Annotated in this window: 16 protein-coding genes and 3 pseudogenes; 3 read left to right on the top strand and 16 right to left on the bottom strand. The window is 38.4% G+C overall.

Features of this window, described 5'->3' with window-relative positions:
- The 4 genes and pseudogenes from KVT27_RS07830 to KVT27_RS07815 all read right to left on the bottom strand — a co-directional run.
- A pseudogene (locus KVT27_RS07830) lies at positions 1-707 on the bottom strand (collagen-like protein); the annotation flags it as partial.
- Between the two features lie 231 nt (positions 708-938).
- Positions 939-1,577: a DUF2306 domain-containing protein gene (locus tag KVT27_RS07825; protein WP_217581373.1), complete on the bottom strand. Its 639-nt coding sequence runs from the start codon at positions 1,575-1,577 to the stop codon at positions 939-941.
- A gap of 46 nt (positions 1,578-1,623) precedes the next feature.
- Positions 1,624-2,058, bottom strand: a complete 435-nt coding sequence (locus tag KVT27_RS07820; protein WP_208704280.1) for a GNAT family N-acetyltransferase — start codon at positions 2,056-2,058, stop codon at positions 1,624-1,626.
- 250 nt (positions 2,059-2,308) lie between these two features.
- Positions 2,309-2,779, bottom strand: a complete 471-nt coding sequence (locus tag KVT27_RS07815; protein ID WP_217581072.1) for a GNAT family N-acetyltransferase — start codon at positions 2,777-2,779, stop codon at positions 2,309-2,311.
- Positions 2,780-2,965: 186 nt separating this feature from the next.
- On the opposite strand from KVT27_RS07815, the gene KVT27_RS27495 reads away from it, so the two are divergent.
- Positions 2,966-3,175 carry a YjcZ family sporulation protein gene (locus tag KVT27_RS27495; protein ID WP_036125661.1) on the top strand — a complete coding sequence of 70 codons (210 nt, stop codon included), beginning with the start codon at positions 2,966-2,968 and terminating at the stop codon, positions 3,173-3,175.
- A gap of 720 nt (positions 3,176-3,895) precedes the next feature.
- On the opposite strand, the gene KVT27_RS26625 is transcribed toward KVT27_RS27495, so the two are convergent.
- The 4 genes from KVT27_RS26625 to KVT27_RS07790 form a co-directional block, all read right to left on the bottom strand.
- On the bottom strand, positions 3,896-4,228 hold the full coding sequence (locus tag KVT27_RS26625; RefSeq protein ID WP_254636066.1) for an S-layer homology domain-containing protein: 333 nt from the start codon (positions 4,226-4,228) through the stop codon (positions 3,896-3,898).
- 178 nt (positions 4,229-4,406) lie between these two features.
- Positions 4,407-4,934, bottom strand: a complete 528-nt coding sequence (locus tag KVT27_RS07800; RefSeq protein ID WP_208704283.1) for an SMI1/KNR4 family protein — start codon at positions 4,932-4,934, stop codon at positions 4,407-4,409.
- A 247-nt stretch (positions 4,935-5,181) separates the two neighbouring features.
- The gene (gene deoD, locus KVT27_RS07795; protein ID WP_217581071.1) at positions 5,182-5,889 is read right to left on the bottom strand and encodes a purine-nucleoside phosphorylase; all 708 of its coding nucleotides are present in this window, start codon (positions 5,887-5,889) and stop codon (positions 5,182-5,184) included.
- A gap of 112 nt (positions 5,890-6,001) precedes the next feature.
- Positions 6,002-6,220: a YozE family protein gene (locus KVT27_RS07790; RefSeq protein WP_036125659.1), complete on the bottom strand. Its 219-nt coding sequence runs from the start codon at positions 6,218-6,220 to the stop codon at positions 6,002-6,004.
- A gap of 245 nt (positions 6,221-6,465) precedes the next feature.
- Between KVT27_RS07790 and KVT27_RS07785 the strand changes: the two genes are divergently transcribed.
- Positions 6,466-8,307, top strand: a complete 1,842-nt coding sequence (locus KVT27_RS07785; RefSeq protein WP_052323487.1) for a methyl-accepting chemotaxis protein — start codon at positions 6,466-6,468, stop codon at positions 8,305-8,307.
- Between the two features lie 334 nt (positions 8,308-8,641).
- Here KVT27_RS07785 and msrB read toward each other — a convergent pair whose 3' ends face one another.
- The 5 genes from msrB to KVT27_RS07760 form a co-directional block, all read right to left on the bottom strand.
- Positions 8,642-9,070: a peptide-methionine (R)-S-oxide reductase MsrB gene (msrB, locus tag KVT27_RS07780; protein ID WP_217581070.1), complete on the bottom strand. Its 429-nt coding sequence runs from the start codon at positions 9,068-9,070 to the stop codon at positions 8,642-8,644.
- Positions 9,063-9,596, bottom strand: coding sequence for a peptide-methionine (S)-S-oxide reductase MsrA (gene msrA / locus KVT27_RS07775; protein WP_008174800.1), 534 nt, complete (start codon positions 9,594-9,596; stop codon positions 9,063-9,065). Before msrA ends, msrB begins: the two co-directional genes overlap by 8 nt.
- Positions 9,597-9,608: 12 nt before the next feature.
- Complete coding sequence (locus KVT27_RS07770; protein ID WP_036125656.1) at positions 9,609-10,190, bottom strand: YpmS family protein; 582 nt, start codon at positions 10,188-10,190, stop codon at positions 9,609-9,611.
- A 4-nt stretch (positions 10,191-10,194) separates the two neighbouring features.
- Entirely contained in the window at positions 10,195-11,139 is a 945-nt protein-coding gene (locus KVT27_RS07765; protein WP_036125654.1) for a GDSL-type esterase/lipase family protein, read from the bottom strand.
- Between the two features lie 184 nt (positions 11,140-11,323).
- Positions 11,324-12,166 carry a DegV family protein gene (locus KVT27_RS07760; RefSeq protein WP_036224624.1) on the bottom strand — a complete coding sequence of 281 codons (843 nt, stop codon included), beginning with the start codon at positions 12,164-12,166 and terminating at the stop codon, positions 11,324-11,326.
- 274 nt (positions 12,167-12,440) lie between these two features.
- On the opposite strand from KVT27_RS07760, the gene trhA reads away from it, so the two are divergent.
- The gene (trhA, locus tag KVT27_RS07755) at positions 12,441-13,076 is read left to right on the top strand and encodes a PAQR family membrane homeostasis protein TrhA (protein ID WP_025117228.1); all 636 of its coding nucleotides are present in this window, start codon (positions 12,441-12,443) and stop codon (positions 13,074-13,076) included.
- Between the two features lie 124 nt (positions 13,077-13,200).
- Here the strand turns inward: trhA and KVT27_RS07750 are convergent.
- The 3 genes and pseudogenes from KVT27_RS07750 to KVT27_RS07740 form a co-directional block, all read right to left on the bottom strand.
- A pseudogene (locus KVT27_RS07750) lies at positions 13,201-13,487 on the bottom strand (transposase); the annotation flags it as partial.
- A 260-nt stretch (positions 13,488-13,747) separates the two neighbouring features.
- A pseudogene (locus tag KVT27_RS07745) lies at positions 13,748-14,241 on the bottom strand (HIT family protein).
- 63 nt (positions 14,242-14,304) lie between these two features.
- Positions 14,305-14,781: a dihydrofolate reductase gene (locus tag KVT27_RS07740; protein ID WP_036125648.1), complete on the bottom strand. Its 477-nt coding sequence runs from the start codon at positions 14,779-14,781 to the stop codon at positions 14,305-14,307.
- Between the last annotated feature and the right edge of the window lie 136 nt (positions 14,782-14,917).

The following is a 14,917-nucleotide window of genomic DNA, read 5'->3' as shown; positions in this document are numbered from 1 at the left end:
GCACCTCTTGACCCTGTTATCCCTTGTGGTCCCATTGCTCCGGTTAGTCCTATTTCTCCTTGAGGTCCCGTTGCTCCAGTTACTCCTATCTCTCCTTGAGGTCCTGTCGCACCTCTTGACCCTGTTATCCCTTGTGGCCCTTGTGGCCCCATTGCTCCTGTTATCCCTTGTGGTCCCATTGCTCCGGTTAGTCCTATTTCTCCTTGGGGTCCTGTTGCACCTGTTGATCCCGTTATCCCTTGTAGTCCCATTGCTCCTGTTAGTCCTATTTCTCCTTGAGGTCCCGTTGCTCCAGTTGCTCCTATTTCTCCTTGAGGTCCCGTTGCTCCAGTTACTCCTATTTCTCCTTGAGGTCCCGTTGCTCCAGTTGCTCCGGCTAGTCCTTGAGCTCCTGTAGTTCCAGTTACTCCTGTTGCTCCCTGAGATCCCGTCGCACCGATTAATCCTGCTAGTCCTTGCAGTCCTCTCTCACCAGTTGCTCCCACCAGCCCTTGAGGTCCCATTGCTCCTTGGGGTCCTGTATCACCAGTTGCCCCCGTTACGCCCTGGGGTCCCATTGCCCCTGGCGAACCCTGTGCACCTTGCGGACCTGTTGTACCAGTCGCACCCGTCGCACCTGTTGCTCCTGTTACACCTATCGGATCTTGGATGCCAGAAAAATCATATGGATAGCCATTACACCCAAATTCATTACACTTATACTTCATGGGATAGTTACATTTGGAATCACATTTGAAATTATCAAAATTACGGCTGTAACTAAACCTCAAACATTTCACCTCCCATTCTTTTGCATCATATTCGAAAATTTACTATGGAGATAATTAATGCACCTAGTTTATTGACTAATTAGTTAATTAATATACTAATGCTTTTGAATTTGGCGATAACCTAAAAAAACATTGGGCTCTATCTAGAACTCAATGTCTGAATATATTTCAATGTATGTTCACAAGAATTGGTCCGAGTTTACGCCGGATATACCATTCAATTACGATTAAATTGGGCACCCAACATAACCAAGCAATAACAGCATAATAATACTGAAAATTTTCATCCCCGAGTAGGATGGTAAACAAAGGTAACCAGATACGTAAGGTCACTGCCGCAAACGTTAAAGCATAATTTCTTAGCATCCATTTTTGATGAGCTTGGATGTTTCGATGTTTGATTTTTATGAGCGCTTGTAACATTGTCAGTAACCAGCCTGTCGATAATAAACCAAAGCCCAATTGCGAGACCCATCCCCCTGTGGCATGGAATGCTAAATAAAGACCTGCACTACCGCCAAATAAAATACTGGCACAATATAGTTTCCCCAATATTCGATGACGTCTCACATTGTTCTCTCTTAATTTTGAGGACAAGGTAAAAGGACCCATTATTAACGCTAACACTCCAAAAATAATATGAATATACAGCACGATGAACCACAGTGAGTTTAAAGTAGCACTTAGCATAAGCTTTAATTGAACAAAGCCTGCTTGCTGTGCATCCAACACAATATATTGAACGATGGAATAGCCCGCTATTAAAAATGCCAAAATACGCATGATCAACCACAATTTCTTCTTAATAGATGCAGCTCCTTTCTTCCCTATACAGATTACTTATTATTATGTACTAGGAGAAAGCCGTACGCTGCAATGGAGGGCCGGTTAAAAGGCATGCAAATCGCTCCACACCTGGGTATTTTTCCCCTAAACTCGTAATGTGAAATCCTATATTTTTATAAAAAATCACAGCATCTCTATCCGTTTCAGCATAAATAGAAGAAAATGAATGATGATGGTTAATAAACTGTACCATCTCACCCCCAATTCCTTTCCCACGATGCACCGGTGATACGGCAATATGTTTAATGACACACTGATGTGCATCAACTAATTCAATACCTAGACATCCAACCAGTTCTTGATCCATGTAATAGCCATATAATTTTCTTGCTGGGGCATGTATATACAAATCATATTCCTGATCCACTTTTGTTTTTGATGTGGCATAGGATAATAAAACTTTCACTGTAGGCTGAATAGGAATAGATTGAATAATTTCCATAGAACTCTTCCTTTCGATTATGGTTATACAGATAGGCCTTGGTTTCATTGTTAAATTACTGCACTGGATTTTATTTCTTCAAAACTTTTTTCCACAAGACTAAAACGAACATCATTAGAAATAAAATAGTCATTCCAATAAAAATCATTGAAAGTGGATCTACAAGTATAAAATAGCTGTCTCTTATCTGATAGTTGCTACTCATGGAACACCTCTTATTCATGAAGTTAGAAGTTCGTATTTTTGTTCTTTAATCTAAAACCTTCTCAAAACTTAAGATAACTTGATCTTCGTAAATTCTCTCATCAAACTGTATAAAACCAAGCGAGGTCCAGAACTTTACAGCACTTTTATTGGTAGAATGTACAGCAATATGAATACAGTTTACTTGTTGGCTTCTCATTCGTTCCTCATACAACATGTAAATTTTTTTGGCATATCCTAAACCTTGAAATTTTTTGTGTACCGCCAATAAACTTATCCAAGGTTTTTGATGACGAGGACTTGACATTCCATAATCCAAAATAGCTATAAAGTCATCCCCTTTTTTCACCAAATATCTTTCAATCTGTAATGCTTCTGTTTCTTCGTGTATTTCTAAAACATCCTCATTCCCAAGAACTTTTTTATCATAAGCGATTACATTATATTCCTGATTCGAATTCATAATGTTCTTTTCGGTTTCCACAAATTTCATATCATTTTTAAGAAAGGTAAACATTTTTTATTTCTCCTTTTCTTTTATTAATTTCATAGTACCTCAAATCGGATTTCAATGGCGTTTAATAATGGATTCGAAGTAGACGATTAATATATCGAGGACTCTTTTTTAGCTTTCATTAGACGAATACCCCACTCCCTTCAATGACAAATTACATACTATAAATTGAAGAAAGGAGAGGTTTTCATGGGATATTACGGAAACGTAGGAAACGCAGGATATTATGGTAGTGTAGGTAATTACGGTTGTTGTTACAGCGGTTATGGGAATGAATATAACATGGGCTATTGCATGGACCACGGCAAAGGTAATAGTTCAACATTTGTCTTAATCGTTATTCTATTCATTCTACTCATTATCGTTGGCGCAACATTCATGCAAAAAGAAGATTGTTAATTAGTTAGTTGTAAAATCTTTCTGTCAATAAACCAAGGGTCACATTCAGCTGTGGCCCTTGGTTTTTTCACCTAGAAAGAAAAAGAAAAGCAACCGACTAGTATTTAGCAATTAGTCTTAAATAGCAACCTCTAACGCTACAACCATTATGTCGTTGAATTACTTGTACTTTTTTAAAGGTCAAGATACTTCATTAATGTTGATTTAATAACATTCTATACTATTCAAACTGCATCTAAAATTGTTTACTTTTTTATTGCGTTATCTAAAAATAAGAGGTTGGTTGCTTTTTGGTCGCCAAAAGATGCTTTATTGTGTAATAAAACCTTAAAGACCACCCTTCACGGAGCGGTCTTTGTTGTTGTTAATTAATTAGTCTTTGTAAATACATTGGTACTTCATAATAGAAAAGACTTCCGTCATCAGTACGACTTCCAAACTGTCTACCTGGTTGAGTACCAACTTTATTATGAGCCCAATAACGATATGACGCCCTTAAGAAACTCATTTTTTGAAGTACTAATTGGAGATGATAATTTAAACTGGTCAATTTTACTTTTGTTAATTAATAAATTTGAAGCAAAATGCAAATCAGAACCATTGGATATACTTTGAATGCTTGCATCTCTACTTGGTTTTAAAGTGTATTCATAATAAATTGCGAAGATACTTTTATTTAACAGAATGGAATCTTCGGATTTTTCATTGAAACACATTTCTTTAAAAATACCCCTTGGATTTGTGGATGTTGTATCCACCTAATTCTTTAAAATTTGTAATAGTCAAGATATTTGTTCCTGTTTCAGCAACCTCACGAAGTTCTTGTAACCCTGTGAAATCGGAAGGTGCTTTCTTCATAGCATCAATGAAACGGATAAGGATAGTCGCTACCTCTGCCCGCGTTGTATTGCCATTAGGCTTGAATGTGAAATCTTCATAGCCGGATAGCAAACCAGTACCAAGTGCTACCCCGATATATGGAAGATCCTTTTTATTTACCCCTCCACCATAAAACTCTGGAATTGGAATAAGTTTAAGGTTTGAATTCGTCATTTCCTCAATCGCTTTCCCATAAACATTTTTATATCCTTCTATCTACATATATTATGAATGCTCCGTCATTCACCCCTAAATAAATGCAATAGAAAAACCCCCGTAAAAGTTAGATTGATGTCTAACTTTTACGGGGCAGTTCATTTAGGAGTGGCTTATTTTAAATACTTGCTGACACTTAACGTACTTCATTCAAACAAACATCTATGAATTCATATAAATTTTTTGCTTCGATTGAACGATTTCCATAATCATGATAAAAATATAACACTTGTCCAAAAACTCCAACCTCAGTTGGATCGGTGTCGAGACAAAGATAATCACCACCTCCATTTTCAGCAATTGGAATCCACTTTTTATTCCAGAGAATTGGTTTAACCTCCGCACCATAATTAATATCTGGCAGTCCGTCATCAGGATCAAATTCTTCCTGTAGAAACTCCCAATTTTTAATTATTTCCGAAATTGGAGAGAGTGTTAGATTTCTAACAAAAGGCTCCACACCTAAATCCCAAACTTGTCCATTATAAACACTGTAAAAACTTTTCATTTGTTCTGGAAGTTGAACGCCTATAGTGCTTTCAATCAGTTGGAACTCCTCAACTGTCGCACTTGGTTGAAGGTTCAATGATTCTTTATACTTAATATCTTTATTTGAGCCTCTTTCAATTATACGTTCCCATAATAATTCAGCTTGTTTTATCATGCTCAAACTCCTTCAGTTATTCGATTTAATATTAAACTTCTATTTATCTCTAGTTTAGTATTTTTCATATCAACACCACTGGGTTAATAATTTCCATTTAAATTTCCAGCCAATTATTAACTATGAAAGATACAGAATAAGAAAAAGCAACCGACTACTCAACTCCATTTTACAAAAAAATGGTCGGTTTTGGTCGATTGCTTTTATTAATGGTATTTAACATACGTTGAAAACGCTGTTATATCAATTAGTCTTGAATCGCTGCCTCTAACGCTACAACCATCATGTCGTTGAAAGTCGTTTGACGTTCTTCTGATGTTGTTACTTCGCCAGTTAAAATATGGTCACTTACTGTTAGAACAGAAAGTGCTTTACGGCCGAATTTAGCTGCTAATGTGTAAAGAGCTGCTGATTCCATTTCTACGGCTAGTACACCGTATTGTGCTAATTTTTCGTTTTGATGCTCCTCTGAGTAGAATAAATCTGCTGTGAAAATATTCCCCACTTGTAAGTTAAGTCCAGCATCTTTACCTGCGTTATACGCTTTTAATAATAGGTCAAAGTCTGCGATTGGTGCGAAGTCGATAGCACCGCCCCAAATGATTTGGTTCATACGTGTATCAGATGTTGCTGCTTGCGCTAAAATCACGTCACGCACTTTCACATCTTTTTGAATTGCACCACAAGTACCTACACGGATTAATTTTTGCACATCATATTCTTGCATTAATTCTGTCGCATAGATTGAAATAGATGGCACACCCATACCAGTTCCTTGTACTGAAATACGTTTGCCTTTATACGTACCTGTATAACCAAACATATTACGTACCTCGTTGTAGCAAGTTACATCTTCTAAAAATGTTTCCGCGATGTATTTTGCACGAAGTGGATCTCCTGGAAGTAAAATTGTGTCAGCGATTTCACCTTTTTTTGCATTAATATGAACACTCATACTGCAATCCCTCTTTTCTGTCAGTTATCACTATAAATAATACTGTGTTTCTGTCATTTGCGCAATGCTAGACGTCTAGCAACTTAAAAATTATTTATAGTTTTCGTACAATTTATGCCTGTCCCTCATATAACTCCCACAAATGATCAAAAGCTTCAATCGTTAAATTTTCTGTTGCATAGGATTCAATGTAGTTGGATAACTCATTAAAGTCTTCACTTTGCTTTGGAAAATTATGCTCATGAAACATTTCCTCTGCAAACCGTACCTTGGCATCTGACCAGTCGCCGCCCCGAAATGTAAGGACATATAAATAAAAACTTTTTTTCATCACACAATTTCCCCTTTTTTGCATTTACTTTTCGATAGTGTATCAGAAAAAACGGTATTCGTCATAATTCCCACTACTAAGATATATTTCCTATTTGTTATTTTAGAACTATTTTCTTGGGCATCCTGACTTTTGTCATAGTTATATCTATCAGAAAAATTTTAATTTTTAGAAAAAATAATAGAAAAATCTAGTAAAATAAGATAAAATTGAAATCGATTACTAAAAAATAGGAAGGTGATGCGATGAAAAAGACTAAAAAAACTCATGATGCAGCAAAAAAACGCCCGACTCTCTTCACTTTTAGCTTTTTTAAAGGAAAGAAAGCTTCTATACAAGAGGAAACCGGGATCAATCCCCCTCCTATGAAAGAAAAACGACAACGTTTATACCATTTGATTCGAGGCAAAGTGCTTATTATGTTCGCACTTCTTATTGTAATTAACGGTGTTATGGGTATATTGTCTTATGTAAATATACAGAAACTTCAGCAGGAGATGGAAGACTTCACTAAGAAAAATGTCCTAGAGCAATTAACAGTTAACCAACTCGCGTATGAGATAGCAAGGTTGACCAATTTGGAACAAAGTTACTTAATAACAGGGAATGGCATTTATTCTACCTCCTATCATTTAAAAATTGATACCATTAATAAAAAATTAGCAGCATTAAATGAACAATTTCAGGATCGGCAAGTTGAGCTTGGTCATATGCAGGCCATCGACCAATATTATAAAAATTACCTGGATTATTCAAAAAAAGTAATGACTATGCGTGATGAACTTGGTCTCGAGCAGGCTCGCAAGCTCATGATGGGGGCTACTGGGGAAACAATGAAAACGCATATTGATAATAATATTGAATCCATAAATATGGTGATGGATGAGTCGAATAAAGCCAAGTTAGACAAGCTTAATCAGCAAGTCAATCTTTCAATCACTACATTTTTTATTGTATCCATTATCGGCTTTTTAGCGATCGTCATTTTTGGTTTCATGCTCTTTAAATCTTTGAAGCGTAATACACAAGCAATTAATGACTCCATCCTTGATATTGCTCAGGCAGGCGGCGATTTAACTAGACGTGTGAAAGTGCGAAATCGCGATGAATTTTCCATTATTGCCGCTTCCACTAATACGTTGATTGAGTCGATTTCCAATTTAATTCGACGTGTAAGCGAACTAGCTGATCATGTATCAAGTAGTAGTCAGGAGCTCATGTCATTAGCAGATGAAAATGCTCGTACCATTCAAGATATCGCGGATGCAACAGCAGATATTGCAAGCGATAGTGATAATACCATTTCTAGTATGAATAGTGCGCAACAAAAAATGAGCGACCTAGAGCACTCTATGCATCAATTAAACGAGCAAGCAAGTGCTGTACATCGTGCCTCTATAGCCATGCAGCAAGCAGCCGATGAAGGAAGCCTTTCTGTGGAGCAATCTTCGCTGGTTATGCAATCAATCGAAGAAACAATGGCTTCCACAACATCAACGGTCGAGGCGTTAGGTCGTAAATCTGCCGACATTACATCGATCATTGGTACCATTACGGCCATTTCTGAACAAACTAATCTATTAGCTTTAAATGCAGCGATTGAAGCAGCTCGAGCTGGCGAGCATGGTCGGGGCTTTGCCGTGGTAGCGGATGAAGTTCGTAAACTTGCAGAACAATCCCAAAGTGCTGCCAAGGAAGTAACTGCGATAGTGACATCTATTCAGGATGAAGTCACATCGATCATTGCCCAAAACCATGAAGGGGTCACTACTGTCATTCGTGGCGTTGAAGTGACCAATGAAACCAATCAATCCTTGGCCAACATTTTATCGCATACAGAAGAAACTACAACGATTATTGCAGCCATGGTGGATAAAATTGCATCGACACTGGACTTTAGCAACGCGGTAGCAAGCGACTTCATTCACGTCAATGCCTATGCCGAGCAGTCCGCAGCTAACACCGTAACATCCGCCGCCGCTGCCACACAGGGCTCCGCTTCCATGCAGGAAATCAACGCGGCTGCCACAGAGCTTGCCCAACAAGCAGACAGCCTCCGTAATCTAGTAGGCGCCTTTAAAGTTTAAATTTTATTGCGAATTTCTGAGGGGGATCCTTTCGTTGGAGGATCCTCTCTTTTTTTGGGCTGGAGGAGGTTCAATTGGGGAGATATGGATTAGCCATGGTCAGGGCTGCTATCTGTCTCTTTGAGCGGTTTTCTACATTTTAGCGTTTTATCCATTCCTCTGAGAGGACTATCCGTCACTTTTCACTTTATATCCGTCACTTTGAGAGTTTTATCCATCTCTTCGCATGTTCTATCCACCGCTTTGCTATTGCTTGCCATTAATCTGAACTCTGCCTCCCTCTACACCCATCAAAACAAAAAAATCCTAGCAAGATCGCTCTTGCTAGGATTTTTTATTTGAATAATGAAAGGAATTGGCCGTAGCCTTCTTTTTCTAGATCTTCTTTTGCTATGAAGCGAAGGGATGCTGAGTTAATGCAGTAGCGTAGGCCCCCTAGTTCGCTTGGGCCGTCTGGGAAGACATGTCCTAGATGGGAGTCTGCTTCTTTACTGCGTACTTCTACTCGGCGCATACCGTGGGTTGTGTCGAAGTGCTCGGTTATTTCTTCTTTTTGGATGGGCTTCGTAAAGGCTGGCCAGCCACAGCCTGAGTTGTATTTGTCCAATGAGCTGAATAATGGTTTTCCAGAGACAATATCTACATAGATGCCCTCTTCAAAATGCTCATCGAACTCATTGCGAAACGGTGGTTCTGTGCCATTTTCCTGTGTCACATAATATTGCATGTCTGTCAGTTCTTTTAAACGTTGTTCTTTATTCATGTTTATTCCCCCAGTGATGCTCTTGATACGCTCGGCGACCGCTTCCTACCGAATAGCGTTCGTAGTGCATTGGATTTTTCTTATAATAATATTGGTGATAGTCCTCAGCCGGGTAAAATGTGCTAGCAGGTAAGATTTTCACCATGATCGGTTTATCAAACTTTCCAGAGGCTTCTAAATCAGCCTTTGAACGCTCTGCTAGTTGACGTTGTTCTTCATTATGATAGTAAATGGCTGTTGTGTAGGATTCGCCACGATCATAAAACTGGCCACCTGCATCTGTCGGGTCTATTAAGGTCCAATAGATAGACAGTAGTTGCTCATAGCTATAAAGATCATCATCGTATACGATTTGCACGGCTTCTGCATGTCCGGTAGTTTCTGAGCACACTTGCTCATAGGTTGGATTGACAACATGTCCACCTGTATAGCCTGATAGCACCGATTCAATGCCAGGTGTTTCGTCAAATGGCTTGACCATACACCAAAAACAGCCTCCTGCAAATGTTGCATATTGCTTTGCCATTCATTTCACTCCTTATTCACCAGGAACAATAATTTCTAATAAAATTTTGTCATTTGGTAAGTCCAATTCTTTAGCACGGACACGTGATCCGGATGCTATGTTAATGCGCGATAAATCAATATAGATTTCTGCTTTATTTGGGTTCACGGTAATCCATGAAGGGAATTCCACCGAATCCCGCATAATTTTCATTGTCGTCTCCGGCGGAATATTTAATAGCCCGACATTCATTCCCGTCTGCTTTAAAATAATATTGCCCTTGTCATCTACAATGGGTTCAAAATTCATGGAAATCGGTATTTCCGTGTAAAACACCGTGAGCGTGCTTCGTAATTGAATATCATTGCCGATTGTAAAATCAAGTGGTAAAGGCGAGCCTTTTGCTGCATCCTTTAAATATTTTTTGGAAATCGATTCTAATTCCTTTGTTGTGGTTTGCACCACGAGTACATTTCCTTTGCTTTCACTTTCACCTGCTGAACGCTTGGCAACATCGACTCCATCTACTGGTCTAGTTGCTAAAAAAACGACGAGGAGGATTGCAAAAAGCACTGTGCCTGCTAGGGCGAAAAACGCGACTTTCCATTTATTCATTTTGTCACTCCTCGAAGCCTATTGCCTTGTTAATCTTTTCTTCCATACCACACTGCTCCATTGCCGCTAGTATACGTTCTGTCATTTTTTCATACCCCTTTGCATTGGGGTGGAAAAAATCTGTATGATAGACGAGCTCTTCATTTGAATCAAATAAATCCTCCACCGATACATAGCAAGCATTGGAATCTTCACTCGCTACTTCCTCAATCACATTATTCCATTCTGTGATAATTGTATCGAATTCATTCGCCTCATTGGTCACAATCGAAAACGGATTATAGAAACCAATGAGTAGAATGGGCACTGTCGGATTTTTTGCACGAATGCCTTCAACGATTTTGCTATAGCGCTGCTTATACGTCCGCAATTCTTTATCGAATGCGTCACGCTTTAAATTAAACAAATCCTGTTTAACAACTTTCATGACATCATTGCCGCCCATTGTTAAAGAAATGAGCTGTGCTTGTTGCAACTCTTCATCATAATGCCCTTTTTTCACTAATTTTAGTAGCTGATCACTACGTCTACCACGTTTGCCACGATTATCAACATCTACCTCAGAAATCGAGGGCCACGTAAGCAATGAATCTGCTAATCTTCCTACATAACCGTCTTGACTATACTCATCACCGACACCATCTGTTAATGAATCTCCAAGTGCCAGATAATGCAGTTGCTTTGCATTTTCTTCATCAATTTGCGATAAATCCTCTGCTGATGGCTCAAAAAAATGTTCAAAAATTTGCGTCAACATATTCTTGGAGGTTTTTTCCTCTTCTACTGTTTGTTGCTCATCCTGCGTCATATCTTGCTCCGTTTCTGCTTGCTCACCGTCAGGCTCTGCTTGCGGATTCGGCTCATCGATTGATATTGCACAACCACTTAGTACTAAGACGGTCAAACATGACAACATAAATCGCCAAATGTCCATTTGACCACCTTCCATCCCTTTCTGTACCTTCTATTATAGAATAGTTCATACCCTAATGAAAAGTGACTTACTCTCTGTTCTCCATAATTTTGTGTTGTTGTCAAAATTCCTCTTTTCCAAATAGTCGAACAAGTATCCAGCTAAAAGGGCCAAAACGAAAAAAAGCCACTACATTTACTTATGTAGTAGCTCCTCACTATTATTCTGCAAAATAAATAAATCCGATGGCACCTGGTCCAGTATGTGTCGAAATAATTGGAGATGTAAAGGCAATCTCAACATCATTAAAGCCTGTACCTTCGATTAACTCTTTTAATGGATTCCCCATTGTGATGAGGCCATCTGCGTGAGAAATACCGACAGCTTTGACTGTTTTCCCAGCCGTATCTGCTTGGAATTGTTTAAATAAGTAATTCACTACCTGTTTATGGCTACGTACCTTGGAAACAGGATTGTAAACGCCACCCTCTAAATTAGCAATAACTTTGATGTTCAGCAATGAACCGATAAAGCCTGTTCCTTTACCAATTCGACCGCCCTTAATTAGATTTTCAAGCGTATCCACAATTACATATAAATGTGTATTTGCACGTACTTTGTCCAGACGAGCTACGATTTCCTCAACTGTTGCTCCAGCATCGCGCATTTTAATAGCCTCACGTAGCTGAATAGCTAAACCGATCGCAATAAAGCGTGAGTCAATCACCGTCACATCAGCGTCTGTCATTTGAGCCGCTTGTCGTGCTGACTCTACCGTGCCACTCATACCACCTGTCATATGGATGGAGATAATTTGATCGCCATCCTTGCCTAGCTCATCATATAATTCTTTAAATTTACCTGGTGCAGGCTGTGAACTTTTCGGTAAATTTTTAGCATTTTTCATCAAGCCTAAAAAAGGTTGTGGCTCTAAATCCACACCATCTATATATGTTTCACCATCAATTTGAATTGTTAATGGCACGATATGTATGCCATGCTGTGCTACTTCTTCTTTTGTTAAATCACAAGTTGAGTCCGTTATTATATGAATTCGTCCCACTTCGACACATCCTTTTACTTCATTAAAATTTATTATATAGACTAATGAATCATTATGTAAACATGACATTTGTCATTAGGCAAAGCCTTGATTTCTTGAGAATGTAAACGCTACCTTTGATACTATAGCGTTTCCTTTATCTCTTGTCTATCAAAGCCCCTAAAAGAATATGACAGCCTTATGACATTTTTGATATGAAATATATGACAAATGTAAATGTTCATGTATAAATTATTGGGGTATAGTAAATACATGAACGAAAGGAGTGTTGTAAATGATTGATTCATTTGACTATAAATCTTGGAAGGAAGAACTGTGGAATGCCATTACACACGGTATTGGTTTTATTGCAAGTATTCCGGCTCTAGTTGTTTTACTGCTTACAGCAGTGCAAACAGGTAATGCTCTACATATTACTACTTTTAGTATTTTTGGTGCCTCTGTCATCATCTTGTTTTTAATGTCCACATTGCTACACAGTATGCCAGAAAAATATAAACACTTTTTCGCTATTTTGGACCACTCGTCCATTTACATTTTAATTGCCGGTACGTATACGCCGTTTTTATTAATTGCGGTGGGTGGCACCCTAGCCATTACTTTATTATGTATTATTTGGTCACTCGCAATATTAGGTGTTCTTTTTAAATGCTTCTTCATTAATCGCTTTGAAGTGCTATCCTTAATTTTTTATATTGGCATGGGCTGGCTCATCATTTTTGCTATTAAGCCTGTTTATTTATACTTAGGATTTTATGGCTTTGCTTTACTACTTGCAGGTGGCCTGTTCTATACAATTGGAGCCATCTTTTATGCTTGGCGCTCTCTACCTTATAACCATGCAATATGGCATCTTTTTGTGCTAGCTGGCTGTGCTTCCATGTACGCTTGTGTGTACTTCTATTTATAAAAAAAGTCGCTCCCTTCATAAGAGGGCACTGAAAAACTTATGTTTTCATAAAAGCGAACCTTTTTCAGATAAAAATAAGGCACTTCTTGTTCAATTTTGAACAGGAAGTGCCTTATTTCTGTCTCACTGGATCTTCTGTTGCCATATCCAAGAAATAGTTGAATGACAGCGCTCTACTAGGTCGACGTCTGATACATCATTAATCGCTTTTAATAAAAAGTACTTAAACATGCGAATTGGAGGAATGGCATTACGTCCATTGTCTAAACAATATTTTGTTTTTAGCTCTTCTAAAATGAATGAAAAATCAACAAGTTCATTGATCTGACGAAGCATATTATCTTTTGGCACAACAATATCGTAGATTGCCATGTATGGACTTAAATTAAGGGTTTCCTGATTTGAAATCATCATTGGGGCACCACCTTCATATTCATTCTTTTATTATAAAGGAAAGTGTGACTAAAATAATAGAATGATACATTGCGTTGTTTGGAGAAGCATCGCTCGACTCCTGCGGGAAAGCGAGACAGGCGAGACCCCGCACGAAGCGAAGCGTAGGAGGAGACTCGGCGCTCGCCCGCGGAAAGCGAGCGGAATGCTTCGGAAAACAACAGTAGAGTCACAGTGCCAAATGAAAAAAAAGATATGGACTTTTTCAGTGCCCTTCTTCATAAGGAGCGATTTTTAATGGATTCTCTTAAAAGCTCAATAGCTTCCCTTACTTCTTTTTCATGCTCCTCATTACTCAAATTATTTCTAGCATGAAGTAATACTGGCCTCAAGGATTCAACGGATCGCCCGAATGCATTCATCCATTCATAGCGGGGCACCATCCAAGTATGGAAATGATGAGTCGTATCTTCGTTGTAAAAATAATAAACGTATTCAATGCCCAATACTTCCCTTTGAGCTTGTCTAATTTTTTTAAGAGATTGATGTAATCCAGTTTTTCGCCATTATTTAATTCATCGAAGCAATGGATATGACGCTTTGAAGCTAATATAACTAATCCCTTGATTGGATAAGCTACATCCTGGTGGGCGTGAAAATAATCCGTTTCAATGACAACACCACCATTGGGCTCTACCTGTCCACTTATGATCGCACAGCTCAAGCAATCAACTTGAGCAATTTCTCCACTCGATAATCGTATGTTGCGCATCAATATCTCCCCTAAATATAGAAATAGCACGGTCAATCAAAACCGTGCTTTTCTTTTCCCATGTTATTTACGCTCAAAAATTTGATATTGGAAAGTGTAGCCTTCTGAAGCTGTTTCGGGCTGTTCAGCAGAAACCTCTACAAATTCCTCCTCATAGCTCGGGAAAAAGGTATCGCCCTGAAATGAATGATTGATTTTTGTAATATATAGGCGATCTGCCATTTCCATTGATAAACGGAAAATTTGCTCGCCGCCAATAATCATGATTTCCTCTACATCCCCTGCTATCGCTATTGCTTCTTCTAGGCTTGTCACAGTTTCAATGCCTTCTGCGTGATATTTTTCATCTCGTGTAATAACAATATTGCGACGTCCTGGTAGTGGACGACCAATGGATTCAAACGTTTTTCGTCCCATAATCATTGGCTTGCCCATTGTTTTGTTTTTGAAATACTGCAAATCTCCCGGTAAATGCCAAGGCATTCCGTTATTATAACCAATTACATGGTTGTCATCATGTGCCACAATTAAAGAAATCATACTGTCCCTCCAAATACTTTCTTCCCTTTTATTATAAACACAATTCGTTGATTTCACCTCTATTATGAAAGAATTTTCTTTTTCTAAAATTAAATCCTAGTAAAATTATATGAATAGTTTATAATGTAAGTAATAA

It is taken from the genome of Lysinibacillus sp. GbtcB16 (assembly GCF_019091145.1).
Classification (GTDB): Bacteria; Bacillota; Bacilli; order Bacillales_A; family Planococcaceae; genus Lysinibacillus; species Lysinibacillus fusiformis.
This window is presented reverse-complemented; position numbering and strand designations above follow the sequence as displayed.